Genomic DNA, 20,075 nt, shown 5'->3' on the forward strand with positions numbered 1-20,075 from the left:
TCCTACGGGATGATTTTCGACTAAGATCCACTTTGGTAAGCGCTCTTTGCTTACCAAAGTTAGCTTAGGCGAAAATCCCGTGGAAAGGGAAGTGGACAGCCGCAGCGATGGTTTCCTGTACATGCTATTTCCAAATGGCTACTATGCTTACAAATGCGTTAATACCGCAGAATATATACTTCCTTACCTTTTAACATAGAAAAAGCACCGGTTATCCGGTGCTTTTTTCTTAGTCCATATTTTTAATTAATTCATCAGCAAATTCTGATGTTTTCACTTCTGTTGCGCCATCCATTAGACGTGCAAAATCATATGTTACTACTTTAGAACCGATTGTTTTGTCCATAGATTTAAGGATTAATTCACCAGCTTCTCTCCATCCTAGGTGTTCAAGCATTAATACACCAGAAAGAATAACAGAAGATGGGTTTACTTTATCAAGACCAGCATATTTAGGAGCAGTACCGTGTGTAGCTTCAAAAATAGCATGACCTGATTCATAGTTGATGTTTGCACCTGGAGCAATACCGATACCACCAACTTGTGCAGCAAGTGCATCAGATACATAATCACCGTTTAAGTTCATTGTAGCAACTACATCAAATTCTTTTGGACGAGTAAGAATTTGCTGTAAGAAAATATCGGCAATCGCATCTTTTACAATAATACGGCCAGCTGCTTCCGCGTCAGCTTGTGCTTTATCAGCTGCGTCACGACCTTGTTCTTCAACGATTTTGTCATATTCAGCCCATGTGAATACTTTGTCACCGTATTCTTTTTCAGCTAATTCATAACCCCAGTTTTTGAAAGAACCTTCTGTAAATTTCATAATGTTACCTTTATGTACTAGCGTAACACTCTTACGTCCTTCATTAATTGCATACTCAATTGCAGCACGTACAAGACGACTAGTTCCTTCTTTAGATACTGGTTTTACACCTAGACCAGAAGTTTCAGGGAAACGAATGTTTTCAACACCCATTTCATTTTGAAGGAAGTCGATTACTTTTTTCACTTCGTCAGATCCTTCTTGCCACTCAATACCAGCATAGATGTCCTCTGTGTTTTCACGGAAGATTACCATATCTGTATCTTCAGGACGCTTAACAGGAGATGGTACACCTTCAAACCAGCGAACTGGACGCAAGCAAGTAAATAGATCTAATTTTTGACGTAATGCTACGTTTAAGGAACGGATACCTCCACCGATTGGCGTAGTAAGAGGTCCTTTAATCGCAATTTTATAGTCACGAATTACATCAAGTGTTTCTTCTGGCAACCACTCACCAGTTTGGTTATATGCTTTTTCACCAGCAAGAACTTCTTTCCATTCGATACCCTTTTCACCGTTATAAGCTTTTTCAACAGCAGCTTCTAAAACTCTGCTAGCTGCAGCCCAAATATCTGGACCAGTTCCGTCCCCTTCGATAAAAGGAATGACTGGTTTATTAGGTGTTTGCACAACACCATTTTCTACAGTAATTTTTTCACCCATAATTCATATTCCTCCTAGATTCATAATATTTATATCATTTTCAAAAGAAAATGGTTAACGCTGATTGATATCCACGTATACTTGTTTTTGTGGACCTACATATTCTGCACGTGGTCTGATTAAACGGTTGTTTTCATATTGTTCTAAAATATGTGCAATCCAACCTGAAAAACGACTCATCGCAAAGATTGGTGTGTAAAGATCATGTTTAATCCCTAAACTATGGTACACCGAAGCGGAATAGAAATCAACATTGGCAGGTAAGCCTTTTTCAGATTTAATATATTCTTCTATCTTTTCAGACATTTCATACCATTTTTCCATTCCTTGCCGTGCTGTTAGTTCTTTGGACATTTTTTTCAAATGTTTTGCACGTGGGTCGCCCGTCTTATAGACACGGTGGCCCATACCCATGATCTTTTCTTTATTCGCCATTTTTTCTTTTACATATGGAATCGCATTATCGACTTCACCGATTTCAAGTAGCATCTCCATTACACGCTCATTAGCACCACCGTGAAGCGGACCTTTAAGCGCACTAATTGCAGCAGTAATACCTGAATAAATATCTGATAATGTCGCGACACATACACGCGAAGTAAAAGTAGATGCATTTAATTCATGATCTGCATGAAGCACTAATGCTTTGTTAATTGCTTCTGTTTCTAGATCACTAGGCTCTTCCCCATTCAGCATATATAGGAAGTTTGCTGCATAGCTTAAGCCTTGCTTTGGTTGAATGATACCCTTTCCATCGCGAATGCGAGAAAAAGCGGTTACGACAGAAGCAACTTGTGCTTGCAATCGCACAGCTTTACGCTTGTTTGCCTCATCTGTCATCTCATCAGCTTCCGGATCGTATAATCCAAGCAATGAAACAGCTGTTCTTAAAGCTGCCATTGGATGAACATTATGTATATCATAAGACTTAAAATGTTCTACTACTCCATCTGGTAATGTCATATTTTCAATTAAGTCTTTTTCCAGCTCAGCTAACTCTTCTTTGTTTGGAAGCCTTTTATTCCATAATAAAAAGACAACTTCTTCAAAGCTAGCATTTTCTGCCAAGTCATCAATCGTATAACCGACATATGTGAGCTGGTCATCAATAATGGAACTTACCTTTGATTCTGCTGCTACTACCCCTTCAAGTCCTTTCGTTGTTGACATAACATCCCTCTCCTTTTCTTATCCAAATTGCTTTTATTTCTATCGTTCAAGCGATAAAAATAATGGTGCTTTTGAACATCCCCATGCCTATTATAAACAAACAAAAAAAGATAGTAAATGAAAACGATTAAAATTTATCATATAATCTTGTTTTCTCTCATAGCTTGTATTACCTTTCCTTACTTAAGAAATGGAAGTGCGTCAAGCATTCTGATAATAACATATGCAATGCCTGCGCCGATTAATGGACCTACTGCAACACCTTGAAACGCTACAACGGCAATGATAGTACCAATTACTAATGCAGTTGTGATCTCGGGATCATTTGCTAACAATGAAAGTCCATGTTTGGCAACGACTGCTACAAAAATACCAGCAATAAGGGCCACCCAGGCATGATACGACTTTACACTTTGCAATAAATCTTTAAACCCAATCTCACCTGTTGCAATCGGGATTAACACAGCAACTGTTATGATGATGACACCCCAGCCAATTCCTTTATCTTGTATGTATGGAAAAAGCTTGTCATCAATTTTTAATAATTTCATGCCAAAAAGTATATATACAGCTACCATAATAGCCTGATTTTTTGCAATGTACCCTAGCAAAAATAATATGAGTAAAAAAATCGTTGAACTACTTAACATAACATGTCCTCCACTGCATTCTAACCAATGCTTATCTTATCACAAAGTGCTAAATTTTTAAAAAAATAACCTCTGATTTCAAAGGAGACTTCCAATATGATGAACAGGCAAATGTTACTAAGGATCTTTTACCTGATTGCTATTCTTTCTGCGTTGTTATTAACCGCTTATCTAATTATCCAATTTCTATTTCCGTTCTTTTTGGCTTGTATATTTGCCATTCTTTTGTATCCAGTTATTCAATTAATGCATGTTCATCTCAAAATCCCTTATGTACTCAGCTGTCTATTGGGAATAGTAATCGCTATCGTTAGTACGATTATGGCACTATTTTTTATTGGTGTGGAATTATTACAAGGAATTATTTATTTAGCAAAATGGATTCCAGATAATCTCCGATTTTTACTGGAACAGTCTATGAATCATTTTAATCAATGGGTTCAACCGCTCATTCAAAAGGCAAATCAATATATCCATAGTCTGCCTGAAGAACAACATACCATTATTGAAGAACAATTAGCCGAAATAAGTATAAGTATTGCCGATCAAATCGCCTATTTATTAGAGATCATCTTGAATTGGCTTGGAAACCAAGTATCCAGTTTACCTGGATCTGTCATGATCTTAATTTTTTCTTTCTTATGTACTTTTTTTATATGTAAAGATTGGGACAAGTTCTATCAATATGTTGCGAAAAAAGTCCCTTTATCATTCATCGAAATTACACAAACTGTTTCTAAACAAATAAAGTCAAAGATCATTCGCTATTTAAAAGCACAATTAATACTAATTTCCATTACTTTCACTATTATCCTGATAGGGTTAAGCTTATTTCAAATTAAACATGCTTTTACAATAGCTATTCTGATGGCATTAGTAGATCTATTACCGATATTAGGAACGGGGATTATTTTTGTACCATGGAGTTTATATTTATTTATGACAGGAGAAACGACTTTGGCTATCTGCTTATTTTCACTTTATTTGTTCGTCATTCTACAAAGGCAAATACTAGAGCCAAAAATCGTTTCCAATGCTTTGGGGATTCATCCAATCTTGACGATTACGACCATCTACTTAGGTTTTCAACTATTTGGCGTTAAAGGAATATGGCTAGGACCAGCTATCCTATTTGTTGGAAAAGCATGTAGTGAAGCCAACCTGTTCCAAATCCTTTGGCAATACATTAAGCATAATCGGATTAGCGTCGATAAATCGTGAATCTCCCACTATCCATCCATTTACGTGCGATGTTTTGGAACATATTTTTAAACGGTCTTCTCGTGAAAGGAATTAACAGACAAAAACCGATAGCATCTGTTATAAACCCTGGAGTTAACAGGACGACACCACCAATTAAAATACAAATCCCGTCAAAAATGGAGTCCTGTGGTGCATATCCCATACTCATAGACTCTCTTGCCTTTCTTAATGTTTCTAAACCTTGTTGTTTAGCTAACCAAGCACCAATCACTCCGGTTAATATAATCAATAGAATGAGCCACCATGGACCAATATAGCCACCTGCCCAAACAAAAATACCAATTTCCAATGCCGGAACTACCAAAATAAATAAAAGTAACCAACGAAACATAGTATCACCCTTTTTTCGATTAAGAAAACTTAGTTTGTCGCTATATAGTGACGAAACCCTCGTTTTCTTGTACTATCTTAAAATCTGAAAGTGTAAAAATAGAGAAGAAGGTAACCTTCTTCTCTATTTCTCCACCTTATAATACACTAGCATGACCAGCGTAAATATCACCTTTTTGTGCGTCAATCGTGATATCTTGTCCATCATTAATCAATTCAATTGCTCTTTCTACACCTACGATCACCGGAATACCTAAGCTAAGACCGACAACTGCTGCATGAGAAGTCAAGCCACCTTCTTCTGTAATAATTCCCCCGGCTTTCTCGATAGATGGCATCATGTCTTTGTCTGTACCATAAGTGACAATGATATCATCTTGCTTTACTTTTAACTTAGCTTCTTCTGCATCTTTACAAATTACGGCTCGTCCGTAAGTACTACCTTTACCAACACCTTGACCTTTAGCCAAAACATCTCCAATTACATGGATTTTTAGCAAGTTAGTTGTACCACTTTCCCCAACTGGAACACCGGCAGTAATGATGACACGGTCACCGCGTTTGAAATGGTTAGTTTTTAACCCTTGTTCTATTGCTTCTTCCAACACGTCGTCTGTAGTATGTGCTAGTGTACCAACAATGGTTTCAACACCCCATACTAACGCTAATCTTCTGCTTACTTGCTCATCAAAAGTAACAGCAATAATAGGTGATTCTGGACGATATTTCGAAATCATACGAGCTGTAAAGCCACTAACTGTTGGTGTTAAAATGGCATCAACATTTAGATTCATTGCTGAATGATTAACAGATTGACTAATTGCATCAGTAATGGTAACGTCTGACGCTTTGGAACGAAGGTCAAGCATCGCTTTATGATCTATCGCTGTTTCTGCTTTCTTCGCAATATTACTCATTGTTTCTACCGCTTCAATTGGGTAGTCACCAGCAGCAGTCTCACCTGAAAGCATAATGGCGTCTGTTCCATCTAGAATCGCATTGGCAACGTCTGATGCTTCTGCTCTTGTTGGTCTTGGATTTCGTTGCATAGAATCAAGCATTTGAGTTGCTGTAATAACTGGTTTACCAGCATTGTTACATTTATAGATCATTTCTTTTTGAACAAGTGGAACTTCCTCTGGCGGAATTTCAACACCTAAGTCACCACGTGCAACCATTAATCCGTCACTTACTTGGAGAATGGCATCTAAGTTATCGACACCTTCTTGGTTCTCTATTTTAGGAATAATTTGGATATGTGTTGCATCCTGTTCTTCCAATAATCCTCTAATTTCCAACACATCTGATGCACGTCGAACAAAGGAAGCAGCTATAAAATCAACGCCTTGCTCAATCCCAAATTTAATATCTGCTGCATCTTTTTCTGTGATACCTGGTAGATTTACACTTACATTTGGAACGTTAACACCTTTTTTATTTTTTAGTAATCCAGAGTTTAACGCTACTGTTTTTAATTCGTTTCTATCTTTAAGAATTTCTGTAACCTCAAGAGCTATTAAACCATCATCTAATAGTAATTTAGACCCTACTCCGACATCATGAATTAGTTGCGGATAAGTTACTGAAATTCGTTCATCGTTTCCTTCAATATCATCCATTGAAACATACACGGTATTACCTTTAACAATATCAGCTTTTCCATCTTTTAAAGTACCTGTACGAATTTCAGGACCCTTCGTATCTAATAAAATGGCAACTGTTTTCCCTAATTTTTTCGCAGCATTACGAATGTTTTTAATTCTTGCTCCATGCTCATCAAAATCTCCATGGGAGAAATTTAGACGGGCAACATTCATCCCTGCCTCAATCAATTGTTCTAATTTTTCTTCTGATTCTGATGCTGGTCCAATCGTACAAACGATCTTAGTTCTTCTCATTTTGCTTCCTCCTTCAATCTCTAAACCCTATTATGACTATGTGTTTCGATATTTATTTAATTAAATAGACAGTTGATTAGCTAATTTATACATATTCATGTTAACAGCATGTTTTTTAGCTAAAACATCTGATATATCATGATCAACTACAATATTATTTTCAATACCCACCATGCGACCGCCGATTCCATCAAGCAATAAGTCCACAGCTTTTGCACCTAAACGACTTGCTAATACACGGTCATATCCTGAAGGTGAACCACCGCGTTGAATATGGCCAAGTACTGTTACACGCGTATCCATGTTAGTTTCTTCTTCAATACGCTTTCCATATTCAACACCACTGCCGACACCTTCAGCAAGAATGATAATACTATGTTTTTTACCTCGTTCCTGTCCTCGCTTCAACTTACCTACAACACTTTCGAAGCTTTCTTCTTGTTCTGGAATGATGACAGTTTCCGCACCATTTGCAAGACCAGCCCATAAAGCTAAGTCACCAGCATCTCTTCCCATTACTTCAATTACATATGTACGCTCGTGTGAGGTAGCTGTGTCTCGAATTTTATCCACCGCATTAACGATGGTATTTAAAGCTGTATCAAATCCAATCGTATAATCAGTACCTGGAATATCATTATCAATAGTACCAGGAACACCAATACACGGAAAACCTTTTTGAGTCAATTTTTCTGCACCACGAAATGACCCATCTCCACCAATAACAATGAGTCCTTCTATTCCAATTTTTCGCATTTGCTCGATTGCTTTTTGTTGACCCGCATCTGTCTTAAATTCTTCGGAACGAGCGGAGTATAGAATCGTTCCACCTCGTTGGATAATATCCCCAACAGAACCTAGTTCCATTTTCTTAATATTACCTTCCATAAGACCTTCATATCCGTTATAAACGCCATAAACTTCTAATTCATGATAGATTGCTTTACGAACAACGGCACGAACTGCTGCATTCATTCCCGGTGCATCTCCACCACTTGTTAATACACCAATTTTTTTCAAATCAATCACCTCATTAACAAAATAAATTGCCCTACAACATTTCTCCCCATCTTTTATGTCTTTTAAACTATATAGGAATTCCACCTAAGATTATACATGAAATAAAAACGAAACTCACCCCTAAACATTATAATTTTAGCTTATTTCTCTCCACATTGAAAGTTTTTTTGTTTTTTTATCGTTTATCAAATTCAAAAACTCTATTTATCTTTATATTAAATAGTATTAGATATAATATATACTGCGAAGTAATGAAAATACTGTTTGTTCGAAACGTATTTTACAGTCACCTATGAAGTAATTTTGACATTCATCGTGATCATAACCGCTACTCCTGCTCCTCACTTCCCTTACCTTAATATGATCGTTTATCCTCGGAAGAGAAGACTTTTCCTCGGAATAGGACGGCGCTTCCGGGGATATCTCCTTCTCTTCCCTGGATATAGGCGATTATCCTCGGAAGAGAAGACTTTTTCCTTGGAACAGCACGGCGCTTCCGGGGATATCTCCTTCTCTTCCCTGGATATAGGCGATTATCTCTCGGAAGAGAAGACTTTTTCCTCGGAACAGGACAGCTCTTCCGGGGATAATCCCTTCCGCAGGGTTTGAATGATGGCATAGAAAACAATACGAAAGTAATTATGCATTGAGTAGATGTTGTACTTGCTCCCAAGGAAGTATTCTGCCAGGCGGATTGTCTGCGCTCTCCTAAGGAAGATTGGAAGAGAGCAAATCGTTGTCACTTTACTTCATATATATTTTCCGCACTATTTTCACAAACGCAATTAGAAAAACCTCTCCTGAAGTTGGAGAGGTTTATTTGAATTTAGACTTCTACTTTTTCTATGGATGATTGGACTTCACCGATTTGTTTGTACTTTTCCCATCGCTTTTCGAGTAGAGAAGTTTCACTTTCCTCTTCTAACTCTCGTAACGAATCATCTAATACTTTGCTGATGCTTAATGCTTGGGTGATCTTGTCACGGTGTGCTCCACCAAGTGGTTCTGGTATCACCTCATCAATAACACCTAATGCTTTTAAATCAGAAGCAGTTATTTTTAACGATTTTGCAGCTTTTTCTGCTTGTCCCGAATCTTTCCAAAGCAAAGCAGCTGCACCTTCTGGAGAGATAACGGAGTAAGTGGAATTTTCTAGCATGTGAATTCGGTCTCCTACACCAATACCTAAAGCTCCACCACTTCCACCTTCACCAATTACCACACAGATAATTGGGACTTTAATACCTGCCATCTCCATCAAGTTTCTAGCTATTGCTTCACTTTGACCACGTTCTTCTGCAGCTTTACCTGGATAAGCACCTTTGGTATCAATAAAAGTAATAATCGGTCTGTTGAACTTCTCTGCTTGTTTCATGTGGCGCAATGCTTTTCGGTACCCTTCAGGGTGAGGACTTCCAAAATTACGTTTAATATTATCTTTCGTATTTTTACCACGTTGTTGTCCAATAATTGTAACAGGCTTTCCTTTGTATTTGGCGATTCCTGCAACAATCGCTTCGTCATCACCGAAAAAACGATCTCCATGAAATTCAATAAAATTAGTAAATAATTGCTCAATATAGTCTAATGAAGTAGGTCGTTCTGCGTGACGTGCGATTTGTACACGATCCCAAGGTTTTAACTTCCCGTAAATTTCATTTTCTAATTTAGCTAGACGTTCTTCCATTTTACTTATTTCATCAGATAAATCTATATCACTGTCTTTTGTCATAGCTTTTAATTCTTCTATTTTTTCCCGTAATTCAATAACAGGTTTCTCAAACTCCAGCACTTGTTTCAACTGTTTCACCTCCATATCCATGGATATCCAGTATCGTTCCTAATGTATCTCGCATCTCCGAGCGTGAAATTACTTTATCGACTTGTCCATGTTTCAACTGAAATTCAGCTGTTTGAAAATCTTTTGGTAGCTTTTCACGAATAGTTTGTTCAATAATTCGTCTACCAGCAAAACCGATTAGTGCACCTGGCTCAGCGAAATTGTAATCTCCAATCGAAGCAAAACTAGCAGATACCCCACCTGTAGTAGGATTTGTCATCACAGATATAAATAAACCATTTTCACTATGCAAGCGTTGAATGGAAATGGACGTCTTCGCCATCTGCATCAAACTTAATATACCTTCCTGCATACGAGCGCCACCTGAGGCAGTGAAAATGATAATCGGCATTTTTTCTTTACGAGCTCGCTCTATCGCTCTTGCAATTTTTTCGCCTACAACAGATCCCATACTTCCCATTCGAAAACGTGAATCCATAATTGCGATTGCAGTTCTGCTCTCGTGTATTTTACCTTCACCAGTTACTACAGCTTCATTTAATCCAGTTTTTATACGATCTTTTTCTAATTTTTCTTCATATTGAGGAAATTGTAGTGGATTTTGCGATAATAAGTCTTTATCCCATTCCTCAAAACTACCTTCATCAAATAAACTGTTAATACGGTCATATGCAGAAATTTGATGATGATGTCCACACTCCGGGCAGACATTTAAATTTTTTATAAGCTCTTTTTGATAAAATATTTTTTTGCATCCACTGCATTTTTGCATCAAACCTTCTGGTACATCTTTCTTTGCATTCTCACCAGGAATGGAAGCATATTTTTTCTTTTTTCCAAACATCAACAAGGAAGATTCCTCCTTCTTCATTACACTACAATGTATTCAAATCTAAAATTGCTTATTCAATTGTTTTTTTGTATTTTTTTAACATATCACAATAATATTGATCGGGGTAAACATCTTGCTCAATATTCTCTGAAAAGTCTTGCATAAGTCGCCATATTCTTAACAAAAGCTGATTGTCATTTGCTTTAAAAAAGACCAGAAAGAAACGATGATGCTTTTCCTCTTTCGACAAGGATGAATCAGCTAAAATCTCTCTCAGCTGTGTTAATTGTTGATCGGAAAGAGAATCAATGGATAGTACATAGTTTTCTAATACTTTTTTCGCTTGTTGTAACTCTTCTTGTATTCGAGAATCTTGTAAGACAAATGAAGCTAATAATTCTACGGCATGGTACGTTTGATAATCCCTTAAATACGTACCTTCCCCTTGCCTTGTTTCGATAATCCCCAATAATTCAATAGCTCTTAACGCTTCTCTAACAGAGGATCTAGCTGCATCTAATTGCACAGATAACTGCCTTTCAGATGGCAGTTTATCTCCAGGTAAATACCCATCTTCTTTGATAAGACGTTGAATTTCACTTAGCACTTGCTGATATACTTTACTGCGCTCTGACATCACTTTCCCCCTGTTAAAGTCTTTACTGGTCAGACCAATTAACTATTACATTATATCAGATCAATAAATGATGTAAAGAGGCACCCTTTTAGGAAGAATGCCTTATCACTACATTATCTTCTCCAAAATATTGTTTTAACTCTTTGACAACATTCCACGCGCTATCTAGACTATAGTGACTCGATAACTTAAACATTTGTCGTTGATTCTCTTGATAAAGGTAAACAGTTGAAGACCCGGGAAACTTCGTTGCTAACTCTTCCAATCTCGCTAATGATTCTTCTTTCTCATCTCGCACTTTAATGTATACACTGTCTGTGGTTAGTTGTTTCTCTTCCAGTTGATATGGTTGAATATCATTGACAATTAATTGTTTTTTTTCATTTCGTTCTTCTAATTTTCCTTCCACAAACACGAAACTATCTTCTTCAAGCCAATGATTTACTTGTCGGAATATATTAGGAAATATGACTGTATCCATTTCACCTGATTCATCCGAGATCGTTGCAAAAGCCATTGTTTCTCCTTTTTTAGTTCGGATAACTTTTAGCGACTGGACTACTGCAGCCATTTTTATCTTTTTCTGCTTTAGCTGGTTTGCTTGTTGGATCGAAACATATCCGTACTTACGAATTTTATCACGTACCTGAGCTAATGGATGAGTGGATACAAAGAACCCTATCACTTCTTTCTCCATCATCAATTGCTTCATAATTGGATAGGGATCTGTCTCGGTATAAGAAACATCTAACGCTAAATCGCCCTCAAAGAAATGAATTTGATCATCAAATTCTCTAAATAATTCGCCTTGTTCCATTGCCTCATCAAGACTAGCTAACAGGGTTGCACGATTGTCATGCAATTCATCAAATGCTCCAGCTAATATGAGTGATTCAATAATCGTCCGGTTGATTTTTTGCAATGGTACACGCAAGCAAAAATCAAATAAATTTTTAAAACGTTGATTTTTTCGAGCATCCAATATCGTTTGTACAGCTTGAAATCCTATTCCTTTAATCATATTTAAACCAATTCTGATACTACCATTTTCTGCTTTGAATTTACCGATACTATGATTAATCGATGGCGGTAGAACCGCAATATTTCTGTTTTTCGCTTCTCGTAAATAAATTTGGATTTTTTCAGTGTTTCCCATATGCATACTCAACATTTCAATAAAGAAGGCAACAGGGTAATTTGCTTTTAGGTATGCTAATTGATAGGCAATAACACTATAGGCAACAGCATGACTTCGGTTAAATCCATAATTAGAGAATCGGACGATCCAATCAAAAACTTCTTCTGCCGTCTGGTTATGGTACCCATTTTTCAAACTTCCATTGATGAATTTTTGTTTGTTCTCCATTAAAAGGGTTTTATCTTTCTTACTGACTGCCCTTCTCAGAATATCTGCTTCACCATATGTAAAACCAGCCATTTTATGAACAATTTGCATAATCTGTTCCTGATAAACGAGCACACCATATGTTTTTTCCAATATCGAGGCTAAATCAGGATGAAGGTGAGGTATTTCCTTCTTTTTGTGTTTACGCTCAATATAGGTTGGGATAAACTCCATTGGACCTGGTCGATACAGGGCATTTACTGCTACGATATCTTCAAAATTATTCGGGCGTAATTCTCGTAAAACTTTTTGCATCCCTTGCGATTCCAGTTGAAAAATACCATTTGTTTCACCTTTTTGTAAAAGTCTATAGGTATTTTCATCATCAAAAGGGATGTCTTGTAAAGAAATAACCTGCTTATGATGATATTCAATTTGTATTAAAATTTTCTCAATCAATGTCAAGTTACGTAATCCGAGAAAGTCAATTTTTAACAAACCAATTTTCTCCAGATCATTCATAGGATATTGCGTAAGCTCAACATTACTTTGAGATGGCATTGTTGCGACGTGTTGTGTCATCTCTTGATCACTGATAATAACGCCGGCAGCGTGTGTTGATACATGTCGAGGGAGACCTTCAAGCTGATTAGCAATTTTAAATAAACGTTTCAACTGCTCCGATTGTTTGACATACTCCGTTAATTCCGTTGTTTGCTTTAATAATGCCGCAATACTACTATTACTATCCTTTGGCAATGATTTTAAAATATAAGCCTGATCATTATCAGGTATGTCTAAAACTTTAAAAAGCTCTCTTAATAAAGATCGTGCAGCAAATGTTCCGAAAGTGATGATTTGTGCTACATGATCACTACCATATTTCTCTACAACATAACGAATCACTTGATCTCTCTTCTCATCGGAAAAGTCTATATCAATATCAGGCATTGTCACACGATCCGGATTTAAAAATCGTTCAAATAATAAATCATATTGAATTGGGTCAACATTTGTAATACCTAAAAGATAAGCGACAAGCGAACCGGCAGCCGAGCCACGACCTGGTCCAACCATAATTTGATTTTCTTTGGCATAATTTACAAAGTCCCAAACAATGAGAAAATAATCACTAAAGCCCATCGATTGAATAACATCGATTTCATAGTGGAGGCGATCTTTAATCTCGTCCGTTACATGGGAATATTTATCAGGTATTTGTTTTTCACATAATTCCTCTAAATATTGATCTGCATGGATACCACCTGGGACAGGATATTTAGGTAATAACCTTTGTTCTAAACGAAGTTCAATTTGACACTGTGCTGCTAACTTGTTAGCTTCGGTCAGTAACTCTGGCCATGCTCGATAAGCTATGTTCAGTTCATCAGCAGCTTTTAAATAAGTACCTTCCACACCCTCTAACATTTCCTTGTCCCATTTCACACCTTGATCCATAGCTCGTAAACAACTATAAGCAACCACTTCTTGCTTATTCAAATACCTTACATCTGACAAAGCGACCTTTTTAATATGCAGTTGTTCAAGGATGTTGCGCTGATCGACCAATTGTTCGGATACACCGAGATACATATTGTTCCAACCACTATGCGAACTAATTTGTTGGAGATTTGCTTCTATTTGTTCTACAGGCCATTGTTCGGCAGGTAGAATGGTAAAAAGTGATTCATCGTAGTTCTTCATCATATCGAACGTTATTTTTTCACCGTGCTGCAGTGCTGTACTTATTTGTAGCAAATGCTTGTAGCCTGTTGCATTTTTAGCTAAAGCAATGACGGCGACTGAAAATTCGTGAAGTTCAATGCGATAAGAAAGCCCGATAATTGGATTAATGCCTGCCTTCTTACATGCTTGATAAAAAGGTATCGCTCCATGCATAATTCCTTCGTCCGTCAACGCCAGGTGCTGATAGCCATAACTTTTCGCCTGTTTGACTAACGGCTCGATTTGGATCGTACTATTCATTAAAGAGTAGCCACTTTTCAGTTGCAGTGCAGATAAATGCGACATATTATCACCTCCTATTGCAATGCGATCAAATGTTTTGTTCCTTTATTATATCAGACCTTGTGTAACTTGTAAGTTAGTAAACATATAGTAGACAAGTTTGCCATATATTTTAATTGAGGATTAAATTAATTCCCGGGAGGGGTGTGAATGGAAGAACGCTTCATGGCAACGATGATTCAATGTTATTTTATCGCTTTTGGTGTGATGATTGGTGGTTCAATCATTGGAAGTATAGGTGCATTTGTAGCTGGCGATGCCCCATTCACACATATAAACCGGATCGCTAAAAATTTACGTATTTGGGCTATTGTTGCAGCAATTGGGGGTACTTTTGATGCCATCTATAATTTTGAAAGAGGTATCTACGAAGGATCTACTATTGATTTAGTCAAGCAAATTTTACTAATTATTACTGCAATGGGCGGTGCACATACTGCACTATTAATTATCGAATGGATTATTCAAGAGGAGATACAATAATGCACATTCCACCGTATCACAAACGTCCATCATGGCAACGATTTCTGGCCGGTGTTGCGATTGGTACGATTATCGGCTATTTAATCTTTATTTACATGTTTGGCGAATTACAAGAAAAGTGGATTGAAGAAAATCTGGCATTGCGCGGAGAACTTCAGGACCTTAGACAAAGCTATGAAAATTTAAGAAAAAATCATGAAGCACTTGATCAACAAACAAAACAAGGTTTGCAAGTTGGAGAAATTAATATTGAATTTTTAAATCTGGAAGAATTGAATATAGACTCTGATCGAATTATGATTCAACAATTAGAAGATGCTGTTCGAACAGAGGCATCTCATGCCATCGGAAAAAGCGTTGAGGAGATTATCAATTCCATAGATTTACTTCTTTCGACCATTGAAAACAAAACCATTAATATAGATGATTTCAGGTTTCAAGCAGAAGTTCGCAGAATTATTGTAACGGAGACAGTATATTTATCGATTGAACTTAGGATGGCAGAATCCTAATCATTTCTCAAGGTCATACAACACTTGCTGACCTTGAGAGATGACCTCTTAAGGTTATTGCTCTTTACATACTTCTTCTAAATCAGCCAAAACATCGTCTACTTTCTCCCACTGATGAATTTTAGCGCCCGATGCAAGCGGATGTCCGCCACCTTCATAATTTGCTGCTACTTGATTAATAACAGGACCTTTGGAGCGGATTCGAACACGAATAACATCGTCTTCTTCGACAAATATTACCCATACTTTGATTCCCTCAATATCTCCTAACACCCCTACCACAGAGCTAGTCTCCGATGCCTCTACTTCAAACTCATTTAAAATATCCTTTGTTAATTTGACATAGCTTACACCAGCTTCTGATACAGCTATATTTTGAAGAATGTAGCCTTTCAATTTGGCAATGTTTAAGTTTGTTTTGTACATTTCTTCATACATCTCAGTGCGGTCAAAATTATATGCAACTAATTCTGAGGCATATTGGAAAGTCCTTTCGGTCGTACTCGGAAATAAAAAGCGACCAGTATCACCAACTATTCCACTATACAAAAGAAAGGCAGCTCTATCAGACATTTTTAACCCGTTGCCTCGGTGTTCTCTATAAAAATGGTAAATCATTTCACTTGTGGAACTCGCATCTACATCTATCCATTGCAGTTCTCCATAAGCATCCACTACTGGATGGTGATCGATTTTCACCACTTCCTTGGCTTGCTCGAAACGCTGATCAGAAATTCTTTCCTGATTTGCTGTGTCACACACAATAACAAGGGCATTTGAATAAACATTGTCATCAACATCATCCATTGTTGCTAAGAATGATAAAGAGGCTTCCTCTTCACCAACTACATATACATTTTTAGCTGGAAAGCTTGCTTTAATAATTTCCGCAAGTCCACTTTGAGACCCGTATGCATCAGGATCAGGACGAACATGGCGGTGAATGATAATCGTATCGTACTGTTTTAATTTCTCTAATATTTGCGACATTACTGACATATATATACTCCTTTTTTAGTACCTATTATTTTTTCACTAGCAATTCTATTATAGTCACGATACAATAGAAAGGTATTTTTATCTAGCATATAGCTCGTTATGTTATTGGAGGTTTTACTATGGTTATTTTCCCCATCATGATTATCTTATCGTTTATGATGTATATTTATTATAAAGTAATGATAATACGGGATCGTGATCCGCTGATGCAAGAGATTAAAAATGCTAAAGCTCGTATAGCGTTGGGTGTTTTTATCAGCGTTTTTGGTGTCAATCAATACTTATTTTATCAAACACAGCTTGCTTTATTTATAACACTTGTATTTCTTTTCTTTGGAATTGTTCAAGGATATGGTGGTATTAAACGTTTGTCTCATTATAAGGGAGAATTTCAAAAAAGAGCACAAACACATCAATAACTTTTCTAATAACCTTAACGCACCATCCACAAATTGAGACGATGATCAGTAGTGGCACCGGGATAACTCTCTTTTGCGGATTTGCTTTTAAATCATTCTGAGGTTTGTATTAGAGGTGCAATACGCTCCGGCAAGGTACTTGGCTTCGCGGGAGCGGACATCTATTCCGCTATTCTTTAAAAAACAATGCTTTTTTTGTCAACAGTCATCAAATAAGGGATTAAATGTCCGCTTGCATCGAAAAAATGGGATTATTCAGTCAAATAACGTACTAAATGTCCGCCTACCGCATAGCTCTCTCGTGATGTCACTGAAAATTTTCGTAAGTTCACAGGTTTTATCCAATGTTTGGGCTAAGCTCTACTACTGATTTAACGATCAATTAATTGTGCCATCAGCATCGCTTTTCCAACTACTTTTTTCTCATGATATACCTCGATATCAACTTTTGCCGACTTTCTGCCAACATCGATAATTTTGGGCTGAAAGGTAACCGTTGTTTCTAATTGAATAGGTTTTATGAAATATACTGTAATATTCTCCACAACCAAGTCACCTTTCTTCTGATACCGCAACAATCTTCGCGCCGCTTCAATGACAAAGGAAACAAATACGCCATAAGATAACGTTCCTAGTTGGTTCGTCATTTGTGGAGTGATCTCGGCATGATAAGTAGCATGTTGTGGATCTGAAGGTGAATGATCAAAATAATTTGAAACGATGTCATCAATAGTTTCACCGACTTGCGGCTGTTTTTGAATGTGCTGAAGTGCTTTCAACACATCTTGACGAGAAATAAGTCCCTCCAATTGATGATGATGATCGACAACAGGCATGATTTCTATTCCTTCCCAGACCATCATATGTGCCGCATATGCCAAGGAAGTTTCTTTCATCACGGTTAACGGATTTTTGGTCATTACCTTTTCGATTAACATATCCATCTTACGTCCAATCACATCTTTTGATGTAACAATTCCTACCACTTTATTTTTTTCATCCACTACAGGATAGCGACTATGTGTTGTTTTTTCTTCCCATTCATACCATTTGGCAACTTGGTCTTTCGTTTTTAAAAAATATGTATCTTCTACCTTCGTATAAATATCGCCAACTAACACTATTTCTTTTTTGATTAGCTGATCATAAATAGCACGATTAATCATCGCAGCTACTGTGAATGTATCATAACTAGTTGATATAATAGGTAACTGTTTCTGATCTGCTAATTGCTTGGTTGTATCATCTGTATCAAATCCACCAGTAATAAGTACAGCCGCACCTTCTTTTAACGCTAATTGATGGGCTTCTGTACGATTACCAACGATCAAAAGCGAATCCTTTTCGGTATAGCGCATCATTGCATCAAGCTTCATCGCACCGATAACAAACTTGTTTAATGTTTTGTATAAACCGTCTCTTCCTCCGAGTACTTGACCATCTACAATACTTACAATTTCGGCAAAGGTTAGATTTTCAAAGTTTTCTTTTTGTTTGCGTTCGATTCGAATAGTTCCAACGCGCTCAATGGTACTAACCAGCCCCTTGTTCTCTGCTTCTTTTATGGCACGATAAGCTGTTCCTTCACTTACATTAAGCTCTTTGGCAATTTGTCTTACTGATATTTTATTTCCTACTTTTAAAGATTCAATAAAGGATAGAATTTGTTCATGTTTTGTAGCCAATCGCTTTTCACCATTCTTTCATCTGTACTAGTATATTTTCTCTTATTATAATTATACAGTTGTTCATTGTAATATTCAATTTTTTCTTGAAATATTATGCATTTCTTATGGTTATTAAATAATCAAGTTATACTGTTTTATCTCTTATTAATTATCTGTATTAATAAAAAAATATGGGTTGGATGTTCCTACCTATTGCTTATTTATCCATCAAAGACGAACCTAGAAAATGTCAACAGCTTATCCTTTCTTTCATAGGCAAATTCATTTCAATTGAAACCCCTTCTTCTTTAACCTGGGTCGAATCAGAAATTATCCGATATGCTCAACGGGTATTACGCCCCATTACACCTCAAGATATAGCACAACACCTTCATATAAGTGATCGCCATGCAAGACGCCTATTGCACAAAATGGTTGATTCCCAGATTCAAAAAGTAGTAAGTGGTAAAGAACGAAAACGGACTTATCAACTTAAGTAAGTCTATGAATTTCTTGCGGACATTTGTTCCGTTAAATAGCAAAAAAAGGAGATTCACGACTTGTAACGGACATCTATTCCTTTATTCAACGAAATTATGCTCCTATTTAACGCTTTTACCTAAAATAACAGAACGGATGTCCGCTTTACCTTCAAAACAAAGTATTTTTCAAGAAATAACGAAATAAATGTCCGCTCAGCAACCTCATTTTATCGTTGTGGCTCATTAGTCATCCAGGCCCTCAAGAAAAAGGTCAAAGCAATATCGCTTTGACCTTTTTCTTATAATTCTACATGTTCTCCTGGTTTCAGGTGAACGCCTTTTCCTGTTTGTACTTGGTTGCAGAATGCTTCTCCATCTTGTTCGATTAACGGGAACGTGTTGTAGTGCATTGGTACAACTTGCTTTGCTTGTACCCAATCAGCTGCAATTAAAGCATCCTCTGGTCCCATTGTAAAGTTATCACCAATTGGCAAAAATGCTAAGTCAATATCGTTCATATCTCCTATCAATTTCAAATCAGAAAATAATCCTGTATCACCTGCATGATAAATCGTTTTTCCCTCAGCAAAGAATAATATACCTCCAGGCATACCACCATAAATTTTGTTTCCTTCCTCATCCTCAAACATGGAACCATGGAAGGCAGGGGTATATTTCACTTTGCCGAAATCAAATGTATGTGCACCACCAATATGCATTGGGTGTGTATTCAATCCTCTCGAACCGAAGTAAACAGCTAATTCGTTTGGTGCCACTATAAGACAGTTGGTGCGCTCTCCAATACTGACCGTATCACCAACATGATCATTATGTCCATGCGTTAACAGAATAACATCTGGTTCTTGCTCATCTGGATCCAAATCACTCGTTCCGTTACCTGAGATAAATGGGTCGATTAAAATCGTATGTTCGGATGTTTGAATTTTGACACATGATTGTCCGTGGAAAGATACTTTCATGCAAATATGCACTCCTTTTCACAATATTATTCTATTTCCGTTTTTCCCATTCACGGTTTATTTA

Annotated in this window: 17 protein-coding genes; 4 read left to right on the forward strand and 13 right to left on the reverse strand. The window is 37.0% G+C overall.

What is annotated here, in order from left to right:
- Positions 1-229: 229 nt before the first annotated feature.
- The 3 genes from icd to D569_RS0116480 all read right to left on the reverse strand — a co-directional run bounded on the left by icd (position 230) and on the right by D569_RS0116480 (position 3,315).
- Complete coding sequence (gene icd / locus D569_RS0116470) at positions 230-1,495, reverse strand: NADP-dependent isocitrate dehydrogenase (RefSeq protein ID WP_018933531.1); 1,266 nt, start codon at positions 1,493-1,495, stop codon at positions 230-232.
- A 54-nt stretch (positions 1,496-1,549) separates the two neighbouring features.
- A complete protein-coding gene (gene citZ / locus D569_RS0116475) occupies positions 1,550-2,665 on the reverse strand; it encodes a citrate synthase (RefSeq protein WP_018933532.1) in 1,116 nt (371 codons plus the stop codon).
- A 179-nt stretch (positions 2,666-2,844) separates the two neighbouring features.
- Positions 2,845-3,315: a DUF441 domain-containing protein gene (locus tag D569_RS0116480; protein WP_018933533.1), complete on the reverse strand. Its 471-nt coding sequence runs from the start codon at positions 3,313-3,315 to the stop codon at positions 2,845-2,847.
- A gap of 96 nt (positions 3,316-3,411) precedes the next feature.
- Between D569_RS0116480 and ytvI the strand changes: the two genes are divergently transcribed.
- Positions 3,412-4,536, forward strand: coding sequence for a sporulation integral membrane protein YtvI (gene ytvI / locus D569_RS0116485; protein ID WP_018933534.1), 1,125 nt, complete (start codon positions 3,412-3,414; stop codon positions 4,534-4,536).
- Here ytvI and D569_RS0116490 read toward each other — a convergent pair.
- The 7 genes from D569_RS0116490 to dnaE form a co-directional block, all read right to left on the reverse strand.
- Positions 4,517-4,909 (reverse strand): FxsA family protein, encoded by a 393-nt coding sequence (locus D569_RS0116490; protein ID WP_018933535.1) that lies wholly within the window; start codon positions 4,907-4,909, stop codon positions 4,517-4,519. The two genes, ytvI and D569_RS0116490, sit on opposite strands and share 20 nt — an antisense overlap.
- A gap of 136 nt (positions 4,910-5,045) precedes the next feature.
- The gene (gene pyk / locus D569_RS0116495) at positions 5,046-6,806 is read right to left on the reverse strand and encodes a pyruvate kinase (protein WP_018933536.1); all 1,761 of its coding nucleotides are present in this window, start codon (positions 6,804-6,806) and stop codon (positions 5,046-5,048) included.
- A 60-nt stretch (positions 6,807-6,866) separates the two neighbouring features.
- Entirely contained in the window at positions 6,867-7,826 is a 960-nt protein-coding gene (pfkA, locus tag D569_RS0116500) for a 6-phosphofructokinase (protein WP_018933537.1), read from the reverse strand.
- Between the two features lie 826 nt (positions 7,827-8,652).
- A complete protein-coding gene (accA, locus tag D569_RS0116505; protein ID WP_018933538.1) occupies positions 8,653-9,627 on the reverse strand; it encodes an acetyl-CoA carboxylase carboxyl transferase subunit alpha in 975 nt (324 codons plus the stop codon).
- Complete coding sequence (gene accD / locus D569_RS0116510) at positions 9,605-10,471, reverse strand: acetyl-CoA carboxylase, carboxyltransferase subunit beta (protein WP_245548522.1); 867 nt, start codon at positions 10,469-10,471, stop codon at positions 9,605-9,607. Before accD ends, accA begins: the two co-directional genes overlap by 23 nt.
- Positions 10,472-10,529: 58 nt before the next feature.
- Complete coding sequence (locus tag D569_RS0116515) at positions 10,530-11,096, reverse strand: FadR/GntR family transcriptional regulator (RefSeq protein ID WP_018933540.1); 567 nt, start codon at positions 11,094-11,096, stop codon at positions 10,530-10,532.
- Between the two features lie 88 nt (positions 11,097-11,184).
- The gene (gene dnaE, locus D569_RS0116520) at positions 11,185-14,472 is read right to left on the reverse strand and encodes a DNA polymerase III subunit alpha (protein WP_018933541.1); all 3,288 of its coding nucleotides are present in this window, start codon (positions 14,470-14,472) and stop codon (positions 11,185-11,187) included.
- A 147-nt stretch (positions 14,473-14,619) separates the two neighbouring features.
- Between dnaE and ytrH the strand changes: the two genes are divergently transcribed.
- Together ytrH and ytrI are read left to right on the forward strand one after the other, a co-directional pair.
- Entirely contained in the window at positions 14,620-14,952 is a 333-nt protein-coding gene (gene ytrH, locus D569_RS0116525) for a sporulation membrane protein YtrH (protein WP_018933542.1), read from the forward strand.
- Complete coding sequence (ytrI, locus tag D569_RS0116530; protein ID WP_018933543.1) at positions 14,952-15,464, forward strand: sporulation membrane protein YtrI; 513 nt, start codon at positions 14,952-14,954, stop codon at positions 15,462-15,464. Before ytrH ends, ytrI begins: the two co-directional genes overlap by 1 nt.
- A gap of 54 nt (positions 15,465-15,518) precedes the next feature.
- Here the strand turns inward: ytrI and D569_RS0116535 are convergent, their stop codons facing one another.
- Entirely contained in the window at positions 15,519-16,463 is a 945-nt protein-coding gene (locus D569_RS0116535) for a DHH family phosphoesterase (protein WP_018933544.1), read from the reverse strand.
- A 119-nt stretch (positions 16,464-16,582) separates the two neighbouring features.
- On the opposite strand from D569_RS0116535, the gene D569_RS0116540 reads away from it, so the two are divergent.
- Positions 16,583-16,882, forward strand: a complete 300-nt coding sequence (locus tag D569_RS0116540) for a YtpI family protein (RefSeq protein ID WP_018933545.1) — start codon at positions 16,583-16,585, stop codon at positions 16,880-16,882.
- A 371-nt stretch (positions 16,883-17,253) separates the two neighbouring features.
- Here D569_RS0116540 and D569_RS0116545 read toward each other — a convergent pair whose 3' ends face one another.
- Positions 17,254-18,567, reverse strand: a complete 1,314-nt coding sequence (locus D569_RS0116545) for a DRTGG domain-containing protein (protein ID WP_018933546.1) — start codon at positions 18,565-18,567, stop codon at positions 17,254-17,256.
- 763 nt (positions 18,568-19,330) lie between these two features.
- Positions 19,331-20,011, reverse strand: a complete 681-nt coding sequence (locus tag D569_RS0116550) for a metal-dependent hydrolase (protein WP_018933547.1) — start codon at positions 20,009-20,011, stop codon at positions 19,331-19,333.
- Positions 20,012-20,075: the final 64 nt, after the last annotated feature.

The sequence above is a fragment of the Gracilibacillus lacisalsi DSM 19029 genome (assembly GCF_000377765.1).
In the GTDB taxonomy this organism is placed as follows: domain Bacteria; phylum Bacillota; class Bacilli; order Bacillales; family Amphibacillaceae; genus Gracilibacillus; species Gracilibacillus lacisalsi.

Coding starts and splice junctions, on each gene's coding strand:
- icd (WP_018933531.1), bottom strand. CDS start 1,495: ATGGGTGAAAAAATTACTGTAGAAAATGGTGTTGTGCAAACACCTAAT.
- citZ (WP_018933532.1), bottom strand. CDS start 2,665: ATGTCAACAACGAAAGGACTTGAAGGGGTAGTAGCAGCAGAATCAAAG.
- D569_RS0116480 (WP_018933533.1), bottom strand. CDS start 3,315: ATGTTAAGTAGTTCAACGATTTTTTTACTCATATTATTTTTGCTAGGG.
- ytvI (WP_018933534.1), top strand. CDS start 3,412: ATGATGAACAGGCAAATGTTACTAAGGATCTTTTACCTGATTGCTATT.
- D569_RS0116490 (WP_018933535.1), bottom strand. CDS start 4,909: ATGTTTCGTTGGTTACTTTTATTTATTTTGGTAGTTCCGGCATTGGAA.
- pyk (WP_018933536.1), bottom strand. CDS start 6,806: ATGAGAAGAACTAAGATCGTTTGTACGATTGGACCAGCATCAGAATCA.
- accD (WP_245548522.1), bottom strand. CDS start 10,471: ATGTTTGGAAAAAAGAAAAAATATGCTTCCATTCCTGGTGAGAATGCA.
- D569_RS0116515 (WP_018933540.1), bottom strand. CDS start 11,096: ATGTCAGAGCGCAGTAAAGTATATCAGCAAGTGCTAAGTGAAATTCAA.
- dnaE (WP_018933541.1), bottom strand. CDS start 14,472: ATGTCGCATTTATCTGCACTGCAACTGAAAAGTGGCTACTCTTTAATG.
- ytrH (WP_018933542.1), top strand. CDS start 14,620: ATGGAAGAACGCTTCATGGCAACGATGATTCAATGTTATTTTATCGCT.
- ytrI (WP_018933543.1), top strand. CDS start 14,952: ATGCACATTCCACCGTATCACAAACGTCCATCATGGCAACGATTTCTG.
- D569_RS0116535 (WP_018933544.1), bottom strand. CDS start 16,463: ATGTCAGTAATGTCGCAAATATTAGAGAAATTAAAACAGTACGATACG.
- D569_RS0116540 (WP_018933545.1), top strand. CDS start 16,583: ATGGTTATTTTCCCCATCATGATTATCTTATCGTTTATGATGTATATT.
- D569_RS0116550 (WP_018933547.1), bottom strand. CDS start 20,011: ATGAAAGTATCTTTCCACGGACAATCATGTGTCAAAATTCAAACATCC.